Annotated in this window: 18 protein-coding genes and 1 tRNA gene; 3 read left to right on the top strand and 16 right to left on the bottom strand. The window is 42.8% G+C overall.

Going from position 1 to position 24,414, the window contains the following annotated elements; translation table 11 throughout:
- Positions 1-144 precede the first annotated feature (144 nt).
- The gene (locus BUB77_RS07010) at positions 145-1,254 is read left to right on the top strand and encodes a tetratricopeptide repeat-containing glycosyltransferase family 2 protein (RefSeq protein WP_073274248.1); all 1,110 of its coding nucleotides are present in this window, start codon (positions 145-147) and stop codon (positions 1,252-1,254) included.
- Positions 1,254-2,174 (top strand): collagen-like triple helix repeat-containing protein, encoded by a 921-nt coding sequence (locus BUB77_RS30670; RefSeq protein ID WP_073274249.1) that lies wholly within the window; start codon positions 1,254-1,256, stop codon positions 2,172-2,174. The genes BUB77_RS07010 and BUB77_RS30670 overlap by 1 nt, the downstream gene beginning before the upstream one ends.
- A gap of 40 nt (positions 2,175-2,214) precedes the next feature.
- Here BUB77_RS30670 and BUB77_RS07020 read toward each other — a convergent pair whose 3' ends face one another.
- The 12 genes from BUB77_RS07020 to alaS all read right to left on the bottom strand — a co-directional run bounded on the left by BUB77_RS07020 (position 2,215) and on the right by alaS (position 15,405).
- Positions 2,215-2,934, bottom strand: a complete 720-nt coding sequence (locus tag BUB77_RS07020; RefSeq protein ID WP_073274251.1) for a BofC C-terminal domain-containing protein — start codon at positions 2,932-2,934, stop codon at positions 2,215-2,217.
- A gap of 68 nt (positions 2,935-3,002) precedes the next feature.
- Positions 3,003-4,667: a putative polysaccharide biosynthesis protein gene (locus tag BUB77_RS07025; RefSeq protein ID WP_073274253.1), complete on the bottom strand. Its 1,665-nt coding sequence runs from the start codon at positions 4,665-4,667 to the stop codon at positions 3,003-3,005.
- A 15-nt stretch (positions 4,668-4,682) separates the two neighbouring features.
- Complete coding sequence (locus BUB77_RS07030) at positions 4,683-5,768, bottom strand: DUF3048 domain-containing protein (RefSeq protein WP_073274577.1); 1,086 nt, start codon at positions 5,766-5,768, stop codon at positions 4,683-4,685.
- 77 nt (positions 5,769-5,845) lie between these two features.
- Positions 5,846-6,346 carry an rRNA maturation RNase YbeY gene (ybeY, locus tag BUB77_RS07035; RefSeq protein ID WP_073274255.1) on the bottom strand — a complete coding sequence of 167 codons (501 nt, stop codon included), beginning with the start codon at positions 6,344-6,346 and terminating at the stop codon, positions 5,846-5,848.
- The gene (locus BUB77_RS07040) at positions 6,330-7,448 is read right to left on the bottom strand and encodes an HDIG domain-containing metalloprotein (RefSeq protein WP_073274257.1); all 1,119 of its coding nucleotides are present in this window, start codon (positions 7,446-7,448) and stop codon (positions 6,330-6,332) included. Before BUB77_RS07040 ends, ybeY begins: the two co-directional genes overlap by 17 nt.
- Before the next feature lie 24 nt (positions 7,449-7,472).
- Positions 7,473-8,525 (bottom strand): PhoH family protein, encoded by a 1,053-nt coding sequence (locus tag BUB77_RS07045; RefSeq protein WP_073274259.1) that lies wholly within the window; start codon positions 8,523-8,525, stop codon positions 7,473-7,475.
- The gene (yqfD, locus tag BUB77_RS07050; protein WP_073274260.1) at positions 8,500-9,741 is read right to left on the bottom strand and encodes a sporulation protein YqfD; all 1,242 of its coding nucleotides are present in this window, start codon (positions 9,739-9,741) and stop codon (positions 8,500-8,502) included. Before yqfD ends, BUB77_RS07045 begins: the two co-directional genes overlap by 26 nt.
- A 37-nt stretch (positions 9,742-9,778) precedes the next feature.
- Complete coding sequence (gene yqfC, locus BUB77_RS07055; RefSeq protein ID WP_242962411.1) at positions 9,779-10,156, bottom strand: sporulation protein YqfC; 378 nt, start codon at positions 10,154-10,156, stop codon at positions 9,779-9,781.
- A 97-nt stretch (positions 10,157-10,253) separates the two neighbouring features.
- Entirely contained in the window at positions 10,254-11,315 is a 1,062-nt protein-coding gene (locus BUB77_RS07060) for an LTA glycolipid anchor biosynthesis glycosyltransferase, IagA/BgsA family (RefSeq protein ID WP_073274261.1), read from the bottom strand.
- 230 nt (positions 11,316-11,545) lie between these two features.
- On the bottom strand, positions 11,546-12,145 hold the full coding sequence (locus BUB77_RS07065) for a TVP38/TMEM64 family protein (RefSeq protein WP_073274581.1): 600 nt from the start codon (positions 12,143-12,145) through the stop codon (positions 11,546-11,548).
- A gap of 294 nt (positions 12,146-12,439) precedes the next feature.
- Positions 12,440-12,616 (bottom strand): 30S ribosomal protein S21, encoded by a 177-nt coding sequence (gene rpsU, locus BUB77_RS07070; RefSeq protein WP_033166800.1) that lies wholly within the window; start codon positions 12,614-12,616, stop codon positions 12,440-12,442.
- 149 nt (positions 12,617-12,765) lie between these two features.
- Positions 12,766-15,405, bottom strand: a complete 2,640-nt coding sequence (gene alaS / locus BUB77_RS07075) for an alanine--tRNA ligase (protein ID WP_073274262.1) — start codon at positions 15,403-15,405, stop codon at positions 12,766-12,768.
- 294 nt (positions 15,406-15,699) lie between these two features.
- On the opposite strand from alaS, the gene BUB77_RS07080 reads away from it, so the two are divergent.
- Positions 15,700-15,771, top strand: a tRNA-Glu gene (locus BUB77_RS07080).
- Positions 15,772-15,954: 183 nt separating this feature from the next.
- Here BUB77_RS07080 and BUB77_RS07085 read toward each other — a convergent pair.
- The 4 genes from BUB77_RS07085 to BUB77_RS07100 form a co-directional block, all read right to left on the bottom strand.
- Complete coding sequence (locus BUB77_RS07085; protein WP_073274264.1) at positions 15,955-20,421, bottom strand: PolC-type DNA polymerase III; 4,467 nt, start codon at positions 20,419-20,421, stop codon at positions 15,955-15,957.
- A 16-nt stretch (positions 20,422-20,437) separates the two neighbouring features.
- Positions 20,438-21,502, bottom strand: coding sequence for a flavodoxin-dependent (E)-4-hydroxy-3-methylbut-2-enyl-diphosphate synthase (gene ispG, locus BUB77_RS07090; protein ID WP_073274266.1), 1,065 nt, complete (start codon positions 21,500-21,502; stop codon positions 20,438-20,440).
- 224 nt (positions 21,503-21,726) lie between these two features.
- A complete protein-coding gene (gene rseP / locus BUB77_RS07095) occupies positions 21,727-23,076 on the bottom strand; it encodes an RIP metalloprotease RseP (protein ID WP_073274582.1) in 1,350 nt (449 codons plus the stop codon).
- Positions 23,077-23,260: 184 nt separating this feature from the next.
- Positions 23,261-24,409, bottom strand: coding sequence for a 1-deoxy-D-xylulose-5-phosphate reductoisomerase (locus BUB77_RS07100; protein WP_073274268.1), 1,149 nt, complete (start codon positions 24,407-24,409; stop codon positions 23,261-23,263).
- Positions 24,410-24,414 lie beyond the last annotated feature (5 nt).

Here is a 24,414-nt window from a genome sequence, read left to right on the forward strand (position 1 = left end):
CTGGATCTATAACATTTTATGTTCTATCCGGTCAGGGGTTACTATACAATTAGTATTATAAAGCAATGAATATAACAGTATCACTCCATGAATCCGCTCCCATATAATATATTAATAATTATGTAATGAACCGGAGATTTATTAATGGTAACTATCAGTTTATCCATGATTGTTAAAAATGAAGAAAACAATATAAGAAGGTGCCTGAATTCCATCCGGGGTATTGTGGATGAAATAATCATTGTCGACACCGGCTCCACCGACAATACCAAGGAAATCTGCGCCCTTTATACCGATAAGATATATGATTTTGAATGGATAGATGATTTTTCCGCCGCCAGAAATTATTCCTATAGGCTTGCGGCAAAGGATTATATCCTGTGGCTGGACGCAGATGATTTTCTGCTGCCGGAAGACAGGGTCAAGCTGAAGAAGCTGAAAGAAACCTTAAACCCCCAGATCAATACCGTTATGATGAACTATAACACTGGTCTGGATTTTCAGGGAAATGTTATTTTTTCATATTACCGGGAAAGACTGACAAAGAGAGAATGTAATTTTAAATGGAACGAGCCCGTACACGAATACCTGCTAACCGAAGGTCCCTTTCTGGAAACAGACATCTGCATTACCCATGGTAAAATACCGGGAGAAACGTCAAGTGACCGGAATCTGAAAATCTATGAGAAAAAGCTGAGCAACCTGGAATTTCTTTCTCCCCGGGGAACCTATTACTACGCCAGAGAATTAAAGGACCACGATAATTTTCTGGAAGCCTCCAGGCAATTTGAACTATTCCTTGACACGGATTTAGGCTGGTTAGAGGATAATATCTCTGCCTGCAGTGAGCTGGCCAAGTGCTACCTGAAGCTGAATCAGGATAAACGCGCCCTTGCCTGCCTTTTCAGAAGCTTTATTTATTGTGCTCCAAGAGCCGAAATATGCTGTCAGATCGGATATTACTATCAGGAAAAAATGGATTATGAAACTGCCGCTTTCTGGTTTCAATTTATCCTGTCCCTGAAAAAGCCAAAGCAATGCTGGGGCTTTCTGCAGCATGACTGCTGGTCCTACATCCCCCTCATCGAAAGTGCTGTTTGCTATGACCGGATGGGTGATTACAATAAAGCACTGAAATATAATACCAGGGCTTTAAAAATAAAGCCTGATTCTCTGCAGGCAAAGCAAAATCAGACATATCTGCAAAATAAAGTGGCTTTGAACCGGAAAAATAAAACGAAAGGAGTTCCTTAATGTCTATCCCGAATTTTCCGGATATCAGTCCGGATATTACTAGAGAAAAAGCATTGAATATGATTCTTGCATCCATTGCTCTGGAAGAAGTGGGACTAAGCCACATTATTAATGCAGAAGGAGAAAAAATACAATATGTAATAAACGAGCTGCATAAAAAGACCGGATGCAGTGCTTCCGTTGATGATATCCTATCCGTTAATAAAAGCGTGGAATCCTTAATTGACGCCCTGATGCAGATGCAGATTTTTCTAAAAAATAAAATGGACCATGTACTCGATGTCATGGCCTCTGAAATAGGACCCACCGGTCCCACTGGACCTACCGGCTGCCAGGGCCTGCCGGGGCAAAAAGGCCTGCCAGGTCCGAAAGGACCTGAAGGAAAACGCGGACCCAGAGGAGAAAAGGGTACCATAGGAGATACGGGACCCATGGGCCCAACCGGACCCCAGGGCATTCCCGGCCCTGTGTGCAAAACCTATTCCTGTGTTTCATCCTTCCGGGAAGGCTGTTTAGAAGCTGCCTGGAACTGCATGACCTCCTTTAAATGGAGGGTCAATTTTTCTCCTGATGACTGCACCTGTCCTTCTCTTTCCTCCGACGACAGCTGCATCCTGCTGAAAACCGGTACATATTATCTGATAACGCTGACCATCAATATTATAGGGCAGAATAATCAGCAGAAAAAGAATCTGGACATCTCCATAAATCTGAATGAAAATAATCTGACAAAGGAAATCTTTCGTATATTCAGGCCATATACAGCCTGTGTCAATACACCAGTCACCATATCCGCCGGCAGTTTCTTTCTTTCCACGGCTAATGGTATGGAAGACTGCTTTTTGACTGTCAGCCTGCTGTCACCTTATTCTGTTACTACCGGGCAGGCAGAGCTGACTGTAGTTGAATATCCCTGCTGACTTTTAAATTACAGTCAATGGACGCAGACACCGCTGCGCCCTAGCTGGAATAATTCTCAAGAACCGCATACAATTCATCCAGGTCCTTTATCGATATTCCATCCTCTAACCGGAGCCTTTCCTCCAGAGGGATATCTTCAACGGAAACACCGGTGTAGTTATAAACGGTTTTCTTATCGCCATAATAAGCTACAATATAGCCGTCCACTGCCTTAAGAAAATATTTATATTCCACGGAATCCGGATTATAGGTTTTACGAAGCACGATATTATCGGTTGAAAAGGAAACCAGCTCAAAAGCTGTCAGGCCCTTTTCAAATTCATTCAATGACAGGTCCGCTAAGTATCCCTTTAAGTACTCCATTACTTCTTCCCTGTTAAGTCCGATAAGGTAGCTTGGAGTAGGAAGCTGCTCTTCCTTCATACTTTTGGTTTTCATATCATAGGTCTGAAGAGTATACTGGGTCGTTGGAAGCACGGCATTTGCCGAAGCATTTACCGCTGCCGCACCGTCGTCCCCTGAAGCATCTTTCTGGCTGCTGTTTTCACTTCCATTTGGGGTATTTTTATTTGCTGCATCTGCAGTATTATTCAAATATCCCTGTTTTTGAAGTTCTTTGATAAGATCATTATTTCTTTCTATTGCATTTTCATTAAAATCCTTTAATGCCTGCTTATAGCTGAAGTAGTAGCAGGCAGTGAAAATACATGCTATGGCTGAAAAAGCCAGGAAATAGTTTACGGCTTTTTTATATCTCACTGATATCACTCCTTTGCATTAAGTATTTACCTAAAAACCAGGTTTATACATACTGCAAAGGGATTGAACTATAAAAGATGGAACTTGACCGCAATACGGGCCAGGGTCCGTCCCATGGGCATCTTAATTAATTCTGTTTCCGAAACATCTTTGAAAAGCAGGAGCAATACGGCATAAACTATCATTGCTACTATAATTGCTAACAGGGTACTTATGGCATTACTATGTATCGCATTATACACCAGCCAGTAAACAAGATAAGCAACCCCTGCCATAAAGACCGAGCAGCCTGCAGGTATTAAAAAGGTCTTCTTGATTTCCTGCTTATAATTTAAGAGCCGTGCCACAGATATCCAATTCAGAATACTTACAATAAGGGCAAAGACAACATTGCTGACTACAAGGGCATAGGCACCCATATTAAACACCTCCAGCAGGACATACAGCACGATAATATGTACTCCCAGGGCTATTACAGAATGTATTACCGGCAGATGCATCTTATTGATCCCCTGTAATACCGCATTGGTCAGGGTAGATAAAGCATAGAATACAATTGCAATAGAGCCCAGTGTCAGCATTCTGGCCGGCAGTTCACTGCCATCCCCAAAAATCAGCTTTAATATGGGTGAAGCCAGTGCTCCTATGCCAAAGGCACTGGGAATGGCTATCAGCATATTAAATTTAATCGAATCATTTATCTTTTCCTTTACAAGGTGATGGGAGCCCTCTTCTCTGGAAGCTACAATGCTTGGTACAATAGCCACTGCCATGGCAGATGCAATGGAAATCGGTACATTTACCAGGATGTTATATTTATTCGAATAAATTCCCCAAAGGGCCGAGCGCTGTGTATCCGCAAGGCCCTTTCCGGCCAGTACATAAGAAAAAACAGAACCGTCAATCAGGGAACTGATGTTGTAAACTGTCTGGCTTAAAATTACCGGCAGGACTGTAAAGCCGAATACCTTGAGTATATCCGGTATGGTCTCCTGCAAGGCACCTTTATCCTTCCGCAGCTGCTTATCGACTATGGGCTTATAAAGTGAAAAAATAAAGGCTAGAAATATAAGGGATGCAATAGCTCCTATCAGGGTACCAAGAGTCCCCCCTGCCGCACCGTAAGCCGCCATTTTATCCGAGACACTGTGATTCTTCACCAGAAAATAAGCGGCAACAATACTTACAACAGCATTTACGATCTGCTCTATTACCTGTGAAATAGAGGTTGGCAGCATGGTTTTCTTGCCCTGAAAGAACCCTCTTAAAACTCCCATTATGGCAAATACCAGAATGGTCGGAGCAAGAACTCTTAAAGGGATGGCAACTGCCGGCTGCTTCGAAATAATTACAGCAAAGAAATCGGCCCCAAAGTACAGCAATAAGGAAAAAGCCGTTCCGGTAGCAATTGCAAACCCAAGGGCGCAAAGGAACACCAGATAGGAATTCTTATACTGCTTTTTGGCATCTCTGGAAGCTACCAGCTTAGATACTGCCAAAGGAAGGCTGTAGGAAGACAGTATCAGGGCTATGTTATAGATATTAAAAGCATAACCGTAATACCCCATTCCCTCATCACCAATCAGATAGGTCAGCGGTATTCTGTAAACTACTCCGATTATTCTGACTAATATGGAGGCGGCAGCCAGTATACTCCCCTGAACTAAAAAGTTACTGCTTTTGTTTTCGACCCTGGGTTTTGTCCCCTGGTATATCCCATTGTATGATTCCATTTAACTAAAAACCTTTCAGTTTATTTCAATATGCTCTTTTCTGTTTACAGGAAATAATGCAATATAAGTCTTTCCTGGATTTATGGTAAGCTCATCCCCTGAAAGCGCATAATATCTCATCTTCTTTGTATTTTCATTCTTTTTCCAGGTTATCTCGGTCATTTTACCGTCCGTTATATAATACCCCTTACCTTCGGCATTTTCAATATCCATTGTCTGGTAACCATGATTATCCTTATTCCATTCCTTTACGAGCTGGATAATGATATTCTTATATGCTAACTGTTTCCCTGTATTCTTATCAATATGAGCCTTGCCGAACTGGTATCTGAGGTAAGTCTTAGCCTCCTGGTCATAGGTAAAATAAGGATTGGAAATACTGGAAAAGCTAAGAGCAAGCTTTGTTACTGCCTTATCACTGCTAAGAGGCGTATCCTCTTCCTTGAACTTAAAATGCCCTTCATAATCCTTTGGATATTCCGTCTCATATTTCTTTATTTTCATTCCCTTTTCAATCCCCTCTTTGGAGGTAAAGGCATTATGAGGTGCTTTTATGGTATTGTCCCGGTAGAATACTGTTTCACCGATGCTGCTCAATCCGCTCAAGGTATCGATTCCCAGCTCTGCTATCTTTTTGGTAGCATAGGTAGTCTGACCATAATGAACAAAAATGGCATCATATTCATCGGCAACACTTACAAAATAATGTCTTGCACTGCGGGTGGAGCCGATTCTCTTATCATTTAAGGTCTCAAAGATTCCCATTAACCGGGTGATGCCGCCTTCTGCCAGAGCCTCATATAAGACAGAGGCCTCCGTTGTACCGCTTTGGGGGGAAGCATATTCAATATTATTTAACATAATAGCAAAGGGTCTCTTCGTTCCCTCTTCCTTCGGCACCCATAGCCCTGAAAGTAAGCTCTTCATCTGGCCTTCATGATCCTCTGCCGGGTCCTTGGTGGGCTCAGGGGTCGGGGTACTTTCCGTTGTAGGTTCTGCCGTAGGCGTAACCTCCCCGCTGTCCTTCTTATCTCCTTTGCTGCATCCAATCAATGTAATTGCGGTTATTACCGCCAATATTAATACAAGCTTTTTCTTCATAGTAATCTTTCTTTTGAACACCCTGTCTCTGCGGGTATTCTGGCCTCCTTTCCTTTTACAAACCCTGCAGGGTATCTTTAATCCCTTGTAATCCCAAGGCTGTCAAGGATAATTTTTTGCTTTTCTTCCATTACAGCTCTTTCATCCTCTTCCATATGGTCATATCCAAATAAATGAAGCATGCTGTGCGCAACGAGGAAGCCTAATTCCCTTTCCTCTGAATGGCCGTATTCTACTGCTTGTCCCATTACCTTTTCAACGGAAAGGATAATATCGCCAAGAAGAAGTTCTCCGGTCTCCGGATTAAAATAATCATCGGCTGCCTCCTCCAGATGGGAAAAATCAGATGGGCTGCTGTAATCAACCAGGGGGAAGGACAGTACGTCCGTAGGCGCATCCACCTCTCTGTATTCCTTGTTGATTGCCTGTATTTCCTTATTATCGGTTAATATGATATTTAACTCTATTTCATAAGGACAGCCCTCCGCATCCAGAGCCTCCTCCACTACTTTCTCAATAAGTGCTTCATAATCCAGGTCTAATTTAATATCTGTTTCATATTCAAAATTCAGCGTCAAGATACTCCTCCTTACTAAAATAATCCATAAAAAAGTTTTTTAGCCTTATGTATTGGGCAACGGTCAGATTGGAATCGGCCAGGCTGTCCTTTTCAAGCCGCATGGCAAAAAGATTATCGGTAAACTTTAACATTAGCTTGGAAATGTCCGGTCCATCCTTGTCTTCTTCCTTCCCGTTCATTAAAAAATATTCCTTAGCCGCCACCAGACTTACCGTGAACATTACAACAGCGCCCTCCGGTGAGGCCGGCTTGTCCGTTTTCAGGTTATGGGATTCAATAATATTTACAATGACCTCCGGCAAATGATACTCCCTGGCAAGGGCTGTTCCTTCCGCCACATAATCCTTCCCCTTAAGCCTGCCGATTTCATGATAAAGGCCGCCGGCTCTAGCTATAGTTCCGCTAAGCCCGGCAGCCACGGCAGCTCTTTCCGATATGGCCGCAATTCTGTCTGCATGAAGATAAAGCTTTTCAGAAGCCTTCAGTATCTGATAAAGTTCAAAGTCCTCTCCCAGTATACCTTCTATTGTTACTATTGCAGGGCTGTCTTCCATATCCTCTTTTATATCAGGAGGAACCATCCTCTTTTGATACAGGTTTCCTGCCATGATGCCCAGCAGAACCGATATCACCACAACCACAGGCATTACTGCCGAAGTGGGTCTCAGGAATTCCTCCATGGAAAATCCGTTATTTAATAGCAGTATAATAACATCAGCTGATACTATCATAAGAAAAGAATAGCAAAGCAGCTTTTTATCCTTCTTATTAACCGGCAGCAGACTGATTAAAATTCCGGTTATCAGAAAAAATATTCCATCTTTCCCGTCTGTAAGTCCCAGTGAGCTTGCAAAGATATAAAGCAGTAAGGTAAAAAATATACTGTTTTCTTTGTTTAGAACAATTGCAGCAAAGGTAACTCCCATAAAAACTGCCGGCATAAATTCCGTTCCGGCCCACAGCAGACCGGGAATTGACAATAATACCATGGCCAAAATGGCAGGGTAATCCTTTTTCCTTCCGCCCATATATAAAACCAGCAAAAGCAGAAGAAGAATTCCCAGAACCCCCGCCTTTAAAATTTCAATAGCGCCTATCATATATTCCACCTGTACACTCCAGCCTTATCTCTTCCTGCGGTATCCTTTATCGGAGTTTTTTATTGAAATTCCTTTCGGGCCTCTTCTGGCATATTTTTCCTGCTTTACTTCGGCTTTACTGAGCTTACTCTCATAAGACTCGTAGGCCATAACAATCTTTTGCACCAGAGGGTGCCTTACAACGTCCTGACCTGTTAAATAAGCAAAACCAATGTCTTCTATCTTACTCAGCACCTTTACGGCAACATCGAGCCCTGACTGGGTTCCTGCGGGCAAATCCTTCTGGGACAGGTCACCGGTGATAACTACCTTGGAGCCAAAGCCAATACGAGTCAGGAACATCTTCATCTGGGCAGGTGTTGTATTCTGGGCTTCATCCAGGATAATAAACGCATTTTCCAGGGTACGCCCCCTCATATAGGCCAAAGGAGCTACTTCTATCAGCCCTTTTTCCGTATTTTTCAAATACCCTTCCGCTCCCATAATCTGATAAAGGGCGTCATAAAGGGGCCTGAGGTAGGGGTCTACCTTACTTTGCAGGTCACCGGGCAGAAAGCCCAGCTTCTCTCCGGCTTCTATGGCAGGCCTTGTAAGAATAATCTTGCCTACGTCATCGTTTTTAAAGGCAGTAACTGCCATTGCCATTGCAAGATAGGTCTTGCCGGTTCCGGCAGGCCCTATTCCAAAGGTAATCATTTTCTTTCGTATGAAATCCACATAGGACTTTTGCCCCAGTGTCTTAGGTTTTATCGGTTTACCGGATATTGTATGGCATATCAGATCCTGATCAATCTCGACAATTGCCGCTTCCTTGTTATCCTGGCTTAAAGACAGGGCATAGCTTACATTCTGCTCCGTTATCACATTTCCGCGCTTCGACAATTCCAACAGGTTCATAAAAACACTTTTTGCTTTTACAACATTCTCATTCTCGCCAATCAGCTTTATTTCACCGTCTCTGACAATTATAGTAACGGCAAGGGTTCTTTCTATTATTTTGACATAGGCATCAAATTGGCCAAATACATTCTTTTCATGCTCCAGAGGCACATCAATTATCGTTTCCATCAGACTCATCAGTATCAATAATCCTCCACTCATTGTCATCAATTGCTTTATAATCTTTCACAGATTCCAATACCACAAGCTTGCCATTTGCTATACAGTTATTTCCCTTTACAGCCACCGTGACATTATTTTCCAGTATAACTACATCTTTTTCCACCAGCTTCTTAATAAAGCGGTTTAAACGCTTTTCAGCCAGAGCTTTTGCCTCAGCCTCCGAATACTTTTTCTTTTCTTCCTTATATTCCAAATACCGGTTCGTATCCAAAGAGACCGGAAGGTAAAATTCATCATTAAGATGCAAAGTAAATTCATTCCCAATTATATCATACTTATCATAAGGAATTCTAGGTCTGTATAAATTTATTTTTTTCAAAAATATGGAAAACAGATAAGATTTTTTTTCATTACCAGTATATACTTTATCATTATAGTATAGAGAAAATTTATCAGAATAATCATAAAAGGTCTTTCCTGTAATATCTGCATCGGCTATTACCGGTTGTTTTCTGACCAGCAGCTCATTATCTCCGATGATATCAACAACGCCGGATACCAGGATATCTCCTTTTTTAACCACATCTCCGATACCGACCTTGGGTGTTCCTGTTCTTGTCACAATCTTCGTTATAATACAGTCCTTCGAGGCTATAATATGACAGTTGCTGGTCGCTGTTACAGCAGGAGCGGGCATATTGGTCTCTGTTATTTTTACAACCAGTCTTGTACCTTTTATTTCTGCGGAAACCCAGCCGATATCATTGTAGCTGTGGCGTATCAGGTCTTCTATTTTCTGGCAGTTTATATCCTTTTTCTGAAGTCCCGGATGGATATCATTATTCCGCAGGAACTTAACCATTGCTTCCTGTGTATAAGTATAGCCTCCTGAAACATTAATATCCCAAATAAACAGAGATAATATGTACAAAATAGCCAGAAAAAGCAAAAAACCCAATGCATATCCGCTTCTCTTCCGGTAACGCTGTATCACAAAGGGAAGGCCAAATCTTTTTTTTATGAAGGGCAGGGTCCCTGTCTTTTTTGCAATAGGCTTTAACTTATAGTAATCCTTTAATTTGATTTGAAATTCATAATCATCGCCGTTTGATTTTAAATCCCACAAATAAATATAACGATTGCTGCACAAATTGATAAAACGCTCAGTAGATATTCCCTTTAAACGGACCAGGAGATATCCCTGAAACCAGCGAACCAGCTTTATAATCATCTAACACCCTCCGTTTTTGCATCTATCGCAAACATTTTTAATCCTTCTGTGTTATATACGTTATGGCAGATACCAGTCCGGTTATACGCATTTCATCATTTGTGAAATAGGAAATATTCAAGTGCTTGCCTTCAATCCGTATGGTACCGATTTTGGAAAGCACTTTTATATAAGTATCGTTATATTCTAATATTCCTTTATAATTCTCAATACATACCTCATTTCTTCCCAGGGCAGTTATAATCGGCGCCCCTACCAGGATATCCGAAGGCAGCTTTAACTGCTCTGATACCGTTTCCAGGAAGGTCTTTCTGGCTGCTTCTTCTTTCTTTTTATTTTTATTTATATTGCTATACAATTCTTTATTCGAAGTTTGCTTATTTTTTTCATGCATGGACTTGAATTTATGCTGCATCCGAAATACTCCATATTATTCTGGATTATGATAGAATATATGGGTAGACTCCCCCAGTTATGCGTATTATCGGGTCCCTGAAAGCATTTTATATGGCCTACGTATTCTTATAGGAATACCTGGACATACCCCTTTCTTTCCCTTTCTGTACTTCTGTCTTGTTCTCTAGCAGCTCCCAGTATATGCCCCTTAATGTCTCTCCGACCTTTCCGATGCTTCTTTCGCCTGCCTTTGCATAGCCCTGCTCTGTTAAGCTGGGAGCCTCTCCTTCCAGAATGTCACGGGCTAATTGCTCAAATTCCTCAAGTTTTCTGCCTTTATAGACCTGCTTCCGGTCTTCCAGCCAGCCTTCGTAAACGGGAATATCACGTATCAAAGCAGGTATTTTCAGAGCCAGCGCTTCCAGCAGCACAATCCCTTCCGTTTCTTCCTGGGACAGGAATAAAAACAAATCACTGCCGCAGTATGCCTGTCTTAACTCCTCACTTGATATGTATCCCGGAAAATGCAGGTTCGGAAGCTTCGTCTCCACCGCTCTTTTTATATTTTCAGGCACAAGCTTCAGATTGGTATCTCCAAACCATATAAACTGATATTCGGGAAGCCTTCCTGCCAGTTCCACAAAATCTTCGATGCCCTTCCTTTCAATATAATGGCCTACGGATATAATCACCTTGTCATCTGCACCAAAGCAGTATTTTTCCCGAAAGCACTTTCCCGATTCCTTATCACGGTTAAAAAAGTCCAAATCAATCCCATTGGATAAATGCATAATTTCCTTCTTTATTCCATAGCCCTCCAGCAGCTCTTTCGAATACTCTGTGGGAGTAATTATGACATCCCCCAGGCAATAGCAGAAGCCGATCCATTTTTTGAAGAAAGGAGCAAAAAAATCGGAGCCCCGAAAGGATTTTTTAAAGTCTTCCATTGTGGAATGGGCATAGTATACCACTTTTTTTCTCATGACCTTTGCCAGAAGAGCTGTGAATACCGAGTCCGGAAATATCGTATTCACCTGGACAATATCGTAATCAAAGCCAAACTGTTTTGTATGAGCAACCCCTGTATTTTCCAGTGCTGCCTTCTGATGCTCCCAGGCCTTTCCTATACCGCTCTTGCGTATTAATTTTAACCCGCCTTTATATAACCATATCTTCATAATAATAACCTTTGCCTTTCCGGTGCCTGCAGACCCTGAGCTGCCGGTCCCCTTTTGCTGTACCCTCCGGCATTACCTGGTGTTATGCCCTGTCAGCTTATAAATACTATTTAAAAACCTTATAAAGGTCCTTTTTCATTCTGTTAAAAATCTGTTTAGCCTTCCGGTTAACATTGCAGTGTAACCGGATTATCCTTCTGCATGGAATACTGCTGATGAAATACCGCTGTTTAATTGAAAGGGATTACATAATGAATAAGTGCAGTAAATACCAGATTTAATCCCATGGAATAAGCAGCTATTGAAAATGGCTTGCCTGCCAGTATAATAATAGAAAATTTCTTCAGCGGAATTTTTGTGATTCCGGCCAGATAGCACAAAAAATCATCCGGGGCTACCGGTAAAAAAATTGCAATTGCAAACCACTTGTCGAATTTCTCACTATTTAGCCAGGAGCCGTATTTCTGCCATAGTCCGGGTTTTGAAACCCTTTCCACAAAGCTTTTCCCATATCTTCTCGCCAAGAGGAAGGCGAGAATCGAGCCCAGGCAGATTCCGGTATAATTATAAAGAAAGCCTTTTACCGGCCCGAAAATAATCACACCGGCAAGGCAGCCAATGGAGCCGGGAATAATGGGAATGACGACCTGTATGGCCTGCACTAGAATAAATATGATATCCGCGAAAATTCCGAACCGGCCCAGAAAATGATGCAGGGCCTCTGAAGATACAAAAATCTTTGTCTTATAACCGTAAAATATAAAAGCAATTGTCATCATAAGGCCAATAATGGTTATGATATCTAAAAATGATATTTTTCTTTTTGCCATATCTGCTCCAATCAGTGTAATAATGCAGGAGTTCCCTCCTTCTTTGGCGTAAGATGCCATTATTTCTTATCAACCTGATTATAAAGCAAATAAATAAAGAATAAGTTCATGTTTTATAAATGATTTCTAAAGAAATCCATAAAAATATACAATTAAGTTATTTTTTATGTGGATTTGCCGTATTTTGAATAAAATAAAGAAGTATTTAGAATTTCTTTGTTTTCAGATAGAAAAAAAGACAAATTAAAAACCCCTGAACAAAAGTTCAAGGGCTAATTTAAGTAGTTATTCTACTTATTTGAATTTACGCTTACGAGCAGCTTCAGACTTTTTCTTACGTCTTACGCTCGGCTTCTCATAATGCTCTCTTTTACGGATTTCCTGCTGAATACCTGCCTTCGCACAGTTTCTCTTAAATCTACGTAGAGCACTATCTAAAGTCTCATTATCTTTTACAATAACATTTGACATAGTCTCACACCTAACCTCCCTCCAGTTGTGTATTGTGCCTAAACAACTGTTTGGGTATTTTTTGAATAGCACTAAAGTAATTATATTGTCTGTTATAGGTTTTGTCAATACATTTTTTTGTGTTTCCTAATAATCTTGGCAGTTCCGTTTTATTTAAGCTGCTTTTCCAGGGCCTTGGGAGCTGCTTCAATCAAAGCATCAATGCCGGCCGGATTCTTACCGCCAGCCTGGGCAATATTTGGACGGCCGCCACCGCCACCGCCTACCAGGGAAGCCAGTTCCTTGATAAGATTACCGGCATGGGCACCCTCTTTCATAGCAGAATCCGTAACCATGGCAATCAGGTTTACCTTGTCATCGGCGGCAGAAGCTAAAATAACAACACCGTCTCCCAGCTTATCTCTTAACTGGTCTCCCAGATTTCTAAGATTATTAACATCTACGCCATCCGCTCTTGCTGCCAGGAGCTTAACGCCCTTGATTTCTGTTACCTGGTTCATAACATCACCCAATGCGTCCTTGGCAAGCCTGCTCTTTAATTTATCATTTTCAGATTGCAGGGCCTTTATCTCCTCCTGTAAGCTCTCAACCTTAGCTGACAGCTGCGCAGGTTCTGTCTTAGCGGTCTTTGCAGCCTGATTCAATTCTGCCTCAAGCTGTTCATAGTAATGGAATACTCCCTTGCCGGTAAGTGCTTCAATACGCCTTACACCGGCAGCAACACCGGTTTCCGATACAATCTTAAATACCATAATGGAGCTGGTATTGGCTACATGGGTACCTCCGCACAATTCCTTGCTGAAATCACCCATGGTAACGACACGGACACTATCTCCGTATTTTTCACCAAAGAGTGCCATGGCACCTGTCTTTTTTGCCTCTTCAATGGACATAATATCGGTATTTACCAATAATCCATTTTGAATCTGCTCATTCACGATCTCTTCTACTTTATGGATTTCTTCTTTGCTCATTGCAGAAAAATGGGTAAAGTCAAAGCGCAGTCTGTCTTCATTTACAAAGGAACCTGCCTGCTCTACATGGGAGCCCAGTACGGTCCGGAGAGCCTTCTGAAGCAGGTGGGTAGCACTGTGGTTCTTTCCGGTGCCCCCTCTCTTTTCCTCATTGATAGCAAGATGAACGGTTTCATTTGCCTTTATCATTCCCTTTGTTACAACACCAACATGGCCAATCTTTCCGCCCTGAAGCTTAATGGTATCCTCTACCTCAAATTCTGCTGACGCCGTTCTGATGAAGCCGGTATCGGCTGCCTGTCCGCCGCTGGTCGCATAAAAAGGTGTCTCCTTTGTAAAAATAGTACCCTTCTGGCCTGCAACAAGCTCGGAAACCACTTCTGTTTCTGTTGTAAGGGCTATCACTGCCGAGTCAGTCTCAACCTTTTCATAGCCGACAAAGGCTGAGATAAGGCTGGGATCCAGCTGTAAATATACGGTTTCATCAGCTCCCATGTAATTTGTGACCGCACGGGCACTTCTGGCTGTTTCCCTTTGTACGTTCATGGCTTTTGTAAAGCCTTCTTCATCAATGACAAAGCCCTTTTCTTCCAGTATTTCCCTAGTCAAATCAAGAGGGAAGCCATAGGTATCATAGAGCTTAAAGGCATCCTCACCGGCAAGTGTACTCTTTCCTTCCTTTACAAGTACCTCTTCCAATTCGGAAAGGAGCTTGAGTCCCTGGTCGATGGTCTTATTAAAATTATCTTCTTCTATGGTAAGAAGCTTTAAGATGTAATCCTTCTTCTCTTCCAGCTCCGGATAACCGTCCTTGGACTCTGCGATAACTGTTGTGCTCAAGGTAGCAAGGAAACGGTCCTTGATACCAAGAAGCCTTCCATGGCGGGCAGCACGTCTTAAAAGCCTGCGCAGCACGTAGCCTCTTCCTTCATTGGAAGGAATGATACCGTCGGATATCATAAAGGTCACAGAACGGATATGGTCGGTAATTAAACGGATAGAAACATCCACCTTAGGGTCATTCTTATAGGTAACACCGGCTACCTCGCACACCTTATCACGCAGCGCCTTGATGGTATCCACATCGAAAATGGAATCCACATCCTGGGTAACGGTAGCAAGTCTTTCAAGTCCCATTCCGGTATCAATATTTTTCTGAACCAGTTCCGTATAATGTCCGTTGCCGTCATTTTCGAACTGGGTAAATACATTGTTCCATATTTCAATATAGCGGTCACACTCACAGCCTACGGTACAGCCGGGTTCATGACAGCCATACTTTTCTCCGCGGTCATAATAAATCTCAGAACAGGGGCCGCAGGGGCCTGCGCCATGCTCCCAGAAATTGTCTGCCTTGCCAAAGCGGAAAATTCTCTCCGGTGCGATTCCGATTTCCTTATTCCATATTTCAAAGGCCTCATCATCCTCTTCATATACGGAAGGATACAGCCTGTCAGGATCGATGCCTACAACTTCCGTTAAGAATTCCCAGGACCAGTGTATTGCTTCTGTTTTAAAATAATCTCCAAAGGAAAAGTTTCCGAGCATTTCAAAAAAAGTACCGTGTCTTGCAGTTTTTCCTACATTTTCAATATCACCGGTACGGATACATTTCTGACAGGTGGTAACACGTTTTCTCGGAGGAATTTCCTGACCTGTAAAATATGGTTTCAAAGGTGCCATACCTGAATTAATTAATAATAAACTTTTGTCATTTTGGGGAACCAGGGAAAAGCTGTCCATTTTTAAATGACCTTTGCTTTCAAAAAAGTCTAAGAACATTTTTCTCAGCTCGTTAACTCCATAAGCCTTCACACTATTTGCCTCCTGTGTATATAATATGGTGCATTTCTTATATATGTTTTTAACAAAAATCAATAAATCCACTAGTAACTTATTATAAGCAGATATTAGTTTTTTGTCAATAAAATAGGAATCTGCAATCCCAGCCCCAGGAATCCGCGGCAACTGCCGTACAGTACCGGCAGTTACGGCACCTGTATATTTTCATTTTCCAAATATTGAAGCTATTTTTAAAACTTTTTGAAAAACTTTAAAAATAACACTTGCATTTTTGAGTAGGGTGTTGTACAATACTAAATGTGATACGGCTCATTGGTCAAGTGGTCAAGATGTGGCATTCTCAGTGCTGAGACAGGGGTTCGACTCCCCTATGAGCTGCTTAATAAAAAGATGTTTTCCTTAAATGGAAAACATCTTTTTTTGTTTCAGTCTAAGCATATCCTCTGCTCCTGCACGCCAATAAGGAAGTGAGTATAAAAAGGCTCTGTTCTGATAATAGTATATTACTTTTATATCAGGAAACAGAGCCTTTTAAATAGACTTATCTTTTTATTTCATTCATTACTGCAGAAAATCCAACAATGATATCTGGTTGCTCTCCGGCAAATCTCCAAAGAGTCCCAGGTCATTCATTAAATCCACTACTGTTGTACTTACCTTGCAGCGGCTTCTAAAATCATCCCTTGACAGGAATTTTCCATCCTTTACCGCATCTACCACTGCATCCGCCGCCTTATCTCCCAGGCCGTCTATGGTACTTAAGGAAGGCATCAGCTTGCCTTCTACGATCTGAAAATGATGTGCCTTTGCAGTATAGATATCAATGGGCATAAATGCAAAGCCTCTGACATACATCTCCTGTACAATTCTCATGTCCTTATAGGTATCCTGCTCCTTTTTGCTGAGCTCATTTCCTCTGCGCTTGTAATCTGCCATATGCCTCTCCAGTCGTTCCCTTCCAAGGCACATAAGCTCATAATTAAAAGCAGATGCACGGATGGAAAAATAGGCGGCATAATAGGCCAGAGGATAGTATACTTTAAAGTAGGCAATACGGAAGGCCATCATAACATAGGCTGCCGCATGGGCCTTGGGGAACATGTACTTAATCCGCTTACAGGACCAGATATACCAGTCCGGCACACCCGATGCCAGCATTTCCTCTTCCATTTCCGGTGTCAGGCCCTTACCCTTACGGACACTTTCCATTATCTTAAAGGAATGTCCGCTGTCAACGCCCATATTAATCAGGTAGGTCATAATATCATCACGGGTACAGATGGCAGAGGCCAGCGTACATTTTCCTTCCGTAATCAGGGTCTGTGCATTGTTAAGCCATACATCTGTTCCATGGGAAAGACCTGATATACGGACAAGGTCCGAGAAATTCTTCGGCCTGGTATCCCGAAGCATCTGCATTACGAAATCCGTACCGAACTCAGGAACGCCAAGGCAGCCCAAATCACAGCCGCCCAAATCTTCCGCCCTGACTCCCAGGGCACTCAGGTTATCAAAAAGGGAGAGCACCTTCTCATCATCCAGCCGGATTTCCTTGGCATCCAGCCCTGTAAGGTCCTCTAACATCCTGATCATGGTCGGATCATCGTGTCCCAGTATGTCCAGCTTCAGCAGGTTATGGTCAATGGAATGGTAATCAAAATGTGTGGTTATGGTCTTGGTGGTCATATCATTGGCAGGCCGCTGAACCGGGGTAAAGGAATATATCTCCTCACCGTGGGGAAGCACGATAATACCGCCGGGATGCTGGCCCGTTGTTCTGCGCACTCCCACGCAGCCAGATACGATACGTTCGATTTCCGCCTTTCTTCTATGCTGGTTATGCTCTTCGTAGTATTTTAATACAAAGCCGTAGGCAGTCTTATCCGCCAGGGTACCGATGGTCCCGGCCCTGAAGGTATGCCCTTCGCCAAAGATGACCTCCGTATAATCATGGGCCTTGCTCTGATATTCACCGGAGAAATTCAAGTCGATATCAGGCTCCTTGTCCCCGTTAAAGCCCAGGAAGGTTTCAAAGGGGATATCATGCCCGTCCTTACTTAAGGGCTGTCCGCATACAGGACAGGTTTTATCCGGCATATCACAGCCGCTGCTGCCTGCATAAGCCCTTACTTCCTCGGAGTCAAAATCCGAATAGTGGCAATTGGTACAATAGTAATGGGCCGCCAGAGGATTAACCTCTGTAATACCCGACATGGTCGCCACAAAGGAGGAACCGACGGAACCTCTGGAACCAACCAGATATCCATCCTCATTGGATTTCCATACCAGCTTCTGGGCAATAATGTACATAACCGCAAAGCCGTTGGTTATAATGGAATGAAGCTCATGCTCCAGCCTCTCTTCTACCTGCCTGGGCAGCTCCGGTCCATACATGGAATGGGCCTTGTTGTAACAGATTTCCCTCAGGGTCTTATCCGAATCCGGAATGACCGGCGGGCATTTATCCGGGCGTACTGGAGAAATCTTCTCTATTCGGTCGGTAACCAGATTGGTATTGGTCACGACCACTTCATAAGCCTTATCTTTTCCAAGATAAGTAAACTCCTCCAGCATTTCCTCCGTGGTGCGAAAGAACAGAGGAGCTTGGTTATCCGCATCCTTCATTCCTTTTCCGTATAAAAGGATTCTTCTGTATATCTCATCCTCCGGGTCCAAGAAATGAACATCGCAGGTGGCAACTACCGGCTTATTGAACTCTTCTCCAAGCCTTACGATCCTCCGGTTTATGTCCATCAGCTCTTCTCTGGAATTAATGTTGATTTTTTCACTCTCAATCATAAAGTCATTATTTCCCAGGGGCTGTATTTCCAGATAATCATAAAATTCTGCCAGCCGGTTAATCTCCTCCGGCGGCTGCTCCCTTAAGATTGCCTGGTAAAGCTCTCCCGCTTCACAGGCGGAGCCTATCAGAAGGCCCTCCCTGTTCTCCATAAACACACTCTTTGGAATACGGGGTCGTTTCTGATAATACTTGATATGGGATAAGGATATGAGCTTATATAAATTTACCCTTCCGATATCGTTCTGGGCTAAAATAATTGCATGATAGGTAGGCAGCTTCTTAATAGCCTCCGGTGAAAGCTTTCCAAGGGGGTCAATTTCCTCCAGGCGGGTAACGCCAAGGTCGGTAAGCTTTGGCAGCAGCTTTATAAAGATATCTGCCGTTGCTCCTGCATCATCCACTGCCCTGTGATGGTTCTCAAGGGATACGCTTAGAGCCTTTGCTACAGTGTGAAGCTTATAATTATTCAGATCCGGAATTAACATTCTGGCCATACCAACGGTATCCACTACGGTAAAATTCGTTTCTATCCCAAGCATCTCTGCTTTTTTACGGATAAAGCTGACATCAAAGGAAGCATTATGGGCCACCAGCACCGCTCCTTCACAAAATGCCAGGAATTCCGGCAGTATGACATCAATCTTGGGAGACCCGATTACCATATCATCCGTGATGCTGGTAAGCTCTTCAATCCTTTGTGGAATGGGTATTTCCGGATTAATAAAGGTGCTGAATTTGTCAACAATAACTCCCTCTTTTACCTTTACCGCACCAATTTCAATAATCCTGTCCTTGACGGGACCAAAACCGGTTGTCTCAATATCAAATACCACATAGGTATCCGTAAGGGACTGCCCCCTGGGATTCACAACGATTTCCTTTAAATCGTCCACCAGATATGCTTCCACTCCGTAAATTACCTTAAATTCCTTCAGCCGCTCCCACTCTGATTCCGGATAATCCTTTTTACTTAAGGTATGATTGGCTTCGGGGAAGGACTGCACCACTCCGTGATCCGTAATGGCAACCGCTTTGTGCCCCCATTCAAAAGCCCTCTTCACCAGATCCTTTACATCCACAACAGCATCCATATCGCTCATCATGGTATGGGCATGAAGCTCCACACGCTTTTCCACACTGTTGTCCATGCGCTTAACGGTAAAGGAAGGAATGGATTTTACTCCGACAATTGACCCGATGGAAATTTCCCTGTCATATTTGTCCATGAGTGCCATCCCTTTTAGCTTAATAAATTTACCCTTCTTCAAAACCTCCGTAACCTCGGCGGCTTCCTCCGTCTTAAGAAACAGCTTTGCCGATATGGAGTCGGTGAAATCCGTAATTGTAAAGATAAACAGAGTCTTTTCATTACGGAGTTCTCTCGCTTCCGTATTCAGTATTTTTCCTCTGATTACAACTTCGCCGATTTCGTCCTGAATATCCGAAATGGGAATTGCTTCTCCTTCAAAGCCCCTGCCATAGATGGTGTCAGGGTCATGTATCACTTTCTTTGGCGTATATTCCGACCTTCCAAAAGACCTGTCGCTCTTCCTTTCATCTTTGGCCTTGGGGAATCCGGCAGACTTCTGCAAATGGGCATCCCCGCCCTCAGCCATAGGGGCAGAAGCCGCTCCTGTATTGTCTTCTGTCTCACTTTGCTGATTGATATGTACCATATTACCTACGCGGACGAATTCATATTCCTCCCCGGCCTCTTCTTTCACAGGCTCATAATAGTCGAACAAAATGGAGACCTGGAGATGGAACTTCTCAAAGACAGCGGTCAGATGCCTCTTAAAATCCTCGGCCATTTTACGGACCAGAAAGCTCTCCTCACACCGGAAGGTAATTCTGTTTCCGTCAAAGGTTATTTGGGAGAGTTCAAATATATTATATTCCAGAATACTTCTTTCCCTGAACTCAGTAAATATACTCCCTTTGTAGATTTCAAAGAGATTTTCCGGCGTATACTGGGCGGAGAGATGATAGCTCTCTATAAACCTGACCTCATCAGAGGTCTCGGAAAACAGCTTATGCTTGATAAGCTGCTCCATCCGGCAGATGTCCTTTCTCTGAATCAGCCTGCCGCTTTCCATATGGATTTTTATCTCAGCCCTGGACTTGGATACACATACCTTTTCAATGACTACTTCTTTGAAGAGCTGTACCAGTTCCTCCGGTATATCGCTTAACTGGTCAAATACTTCCAAAAAAAGTATTCCCATTTCTCACGCCTCTTTTCTATTTCAATGCATCTGCTTTCATTGCAAGAAGCTCCTCTTTTAAGGCCTCCAACAGCTTATCCTCGGGAACTTTTCTTACGACCTGCCCTTTCTTAATAAGGATTCCTTCTCCTTTACCTCCGGCGATTCCGATGTCCGCTTCTTTTGCTTCACCGGGGCCGTTTACCGCACAGCCCATTACTGCAACCTTAATGTCCATATCAAAATCCTGAATCATATTTTCTACCTGCCCCGCAAGGCTGATTAAGTCAATCTGTGTTCTTCCGCAGGTCGGGCAGGATACCAATTCCACTCCGCCCTTTCTGAGGCCAAGGGTTTTTAAGATAAGTCTGGCAGACTTTATTTCCTCCAAAGGGTCTCCTGTTAAGGACACTCTTATGGTATCGCCAATACCCTCATAAAGTATGATGCCTAACCCTACAGCTGATTTAATATTGCCTGAAAGCAGTGTACCTGACTCTGTTATACCTACATGAAGGGGATATACGGTTTTTTCTGCAATCATCTCATAAGCTCTGGCACACATTAGCACATCCGAAGATTTAATACTGATTACCAGATTGTCATAGCCCATAGCTTCAATGGCCTTAACCTTATCCAGTGCGCTTTCCACCAAGCCCTCCGGCGTTACCCCACCGTATTTTTCAACCAGCTCCTTTTCCAGAGAGCCGCTGTTAACGCCTACTCTGATCGGGATATCTCTAACTTTTGCCGCTTCAATCACTGCCTTTAGCTTCTCATATCCTCCAATGTTGCCGGGATTGATTCTGACCTTATCCGCCCCATTCTCCATGGCAGCAATAGCCAGACGGTAATCAAAATGGATATCCGCCACCAGGGGAATATGTATTTCCCTTTTGATATCCTTTATTGCGTAAGCTGCCTCCATAGTAGGAACTGCACAGCGTATAATATCACAGCCTGCTGCTTCCAACTTTAAAATCTGCTGGATGGTGGCTTTTACATCTTCTGTTTTTGTATTTGTCATGGACTGGATGAGGATTGGATTTCCTCCTCCAATTACCTTATTTCCTATTTTTACAGCCTTTGTTTCCTTTCGCATAACAACCTCTTTTCTATATATCAGAGCTTTGATAGGATATTCCTGAATCTGTACTAAAGCAGGTTCAGGCTGTCCCTTTATTGGACCTCAAAGCCTTAGCGGGATAATCCCCGCTTACTGACAGGAAAAAATGGCTGTTGTAAAAAAGCTTATTTCACACAATCGAAAGATACATCTGCTATTTCGTTCTATGAATACTAATTTACAACAGCCACCTCTATCATTTAAAATATCCGGCTAAAATCATTGAACATTACAAATACCATAAGAATCATAAGTGCAATGAAGCCTATCATATGCACCATACCTTCCTTGGTCTGGTCCACCGGCTTTCCTCTGAATACTTCAATCAGCAAGAATACCAGTCTTCCGCCATCCAGTGCAGGAATGGGCAATAGGTTCATAACACCAAGGTTTGCACTGAGCAGTACACTAAAGCTTGCAAGACTCAGGAACACCGTAACAAAACCGCTTGGTGCGCTGTCCTTATAAATACTTCCTATCATATCCACGATACCTACCGGACCTGCCAGGTCATTGGCCTTAACTTTTCCGGTAAACAGCATTTTAAGACTGTCAACAGTCATTACAATAACATATTTAACCTCTGCCAGACTGTACTTTACAACTCCAAAGCCGCTGGTCTTGACCCTGCTGCCGTCCAGAGCAAAGCCGATGGAATATCCCTGTCCTGACAGCTTTGGCGTTACATTCGCAGAATTCTCCGCTCCGTTCCTCTGATACGTAATGACAACCGGTTTATCTGATAAAGGTTTTTCCTTGAAATAATTTATGATATCATCCTTGGTCGCAACCTTTACCCCATTGATTTCAGTAATGATATCGCCATTTTGAAAACCGGCATTCTTCATGGGATAATCATCCATTACCTCTTTTACAACAGCCTTATTGCCATCATCATAATAAAATCCCAGCATATAATTCTTTACATACTCCGGATTGATGGTTGCATTATGTTTTTCGCCATTCCTTTCATAGGTCAGGTCCACACTTGCCTCACTTAACGGATTCATATAAAGGAACATATTTAATTCCCTGGCAAGATTTATGTTTTTTCCGTCTATCCGGGTTATGACATCCCCGTCCTGCAAGCCTGCTTCCTTTGCTACCGTAGTAACATTTGCGATTTTTGCCGGATCATAGCCTCTCATGCCTACGATAATCAGGGCAAGAACAAAAGCCAGTACGAAGTTAAAAATAGGGCCTGCCAAAACAACGGAAATTCTGCCCCATACACCCTTCTTGTTAAAAGCTCTCTCATCCTCAACTGTTTCATCTTCTCCAAGCATCATACAGGAGCCGCCGATTGGAAGCAGTTTAATGGAATAAATAGTCGCCTCCAGTTCTCTATTAGCAGCGGTAAAATCACCCGTTGACATAAATCCTCTTAACCGGTATCCCTTCACAGTTTTTACCATGGAAAGAATTCTTGGACCCATACCAATGGAAAACTCCGTTACAAAGATACCATTGGACTTTGCCAGAAGAAAATGGCCTAATTCATGGATGATAATAAGGACGCTAAATATCAAAATTGCAATTATTATATTCATGCTTATACCCATTGTATATCGCAGGCAGACCTGCGATACTGCCACAATTAAAAACGAGTGAAAGAATCTGTAAGTGGCATCCTTTCAAAATGTTATTTTCTTTCACTCTTACTCCTATCTTAGTGTATCTACACCATATTTATTGTTAATGGCTACAGAAAATGTATAAAACCGCTCCACCCTGTTATCTTTTTAACTTCCCATCAAGAAATTCACGGGTCTCTTTTTCAGTCTCAAGAATTTCCGAGACAGAAGGATTTTCCCTGAACCTGTGTGCTTCCATGGCTTTCTCTATCAATTCCGTGATTTCCAGATAAGATATTTCTCTGTTTAAAAATTTTGCTACCGCATACTCATTGGCAGCATTGTAAACGGTTGGCATACTGCCTCCTCTTTTTGCTGCCTCAAAGGCTAATTTCAGCCCCTCAAATGTCTCATAGTCCGGTTCAAAAAAATCCAGCCTGCCCAGCTTAAAAAAATTGATTCGTTCTCCCTTAAGATACCTTCTGTCAGGATAATACAGGGCATACTGTATGGGAAGCTTCATATCCGGCATTCCCATTTGTGCCATTATACTGCCGTCAGTATATTCAACAGCAGAATGAATAATGCTCTGGGGTTGAATGACTACTTGTATTTTCTCCAAATCCACATCAAATAACCATCTGGCCTCCATTACCTCAAGACCTTTATTTACCATGGTAGAAGAATCAATGGTTATTTTTCTCCCCATGGACCAGTTCGGATGCTTTAAAGCATCTTCCACCTGGATTTTTTTCAAATCTTCTCTTTTTTTACCCCGGAAAGGTCCGCCGGAGGCTGTGAGGATAATCCTCTCTATTTCATTTTTTTCTTCTCCGTTTAAGGCCTGGAATATGGCAGAATGTTCACTGTCTACGGGAAGAATTCTAACCTGCCTCTCTTTTGCCAGGGGCATAATAATGTGTCCGGCTGTGACCAGGGTTTCCTTATTGGCAAGAGCAATATCCTTTCCTGCCTTAATTGCTTCAATGGTTGGTACAATACCAATCATTCCCACCAAAGCCGTAACAACAATATTGGTATGTATGTCCGTACTGCAGGCAATCAAGCCTTCCATCCCCGACATAACCACCACAGCTGTGTCCTTTACCTTCAAAGCCAGTTCTTTTGCCTTTTCTTCCTCATAAACGGCCGCCAGTAAAGGTTTAAACTCTCTGATTTGTGCTTCCAGTAAGGAGATGTTGCTTCCTGCCGCCAGTGCCACAACCTGTATATCGGGGTTCTCCCTTACAACTTCCAGGGTCTGCGTACCGACTGACCCGGTGGAGCCCAGAATGGATATATATTTCATTATAA

Origin of the sequence: Anaerocolumna jejuensis DSM 15929, assembly GCF_900142215.1 — a bacterium.
GTDB lineage: Bacteria > Bacillota > Clostridia > Lachnospirales > Lachnospiraceae > Anaerocolumna > Anaerocolumna jejuensis.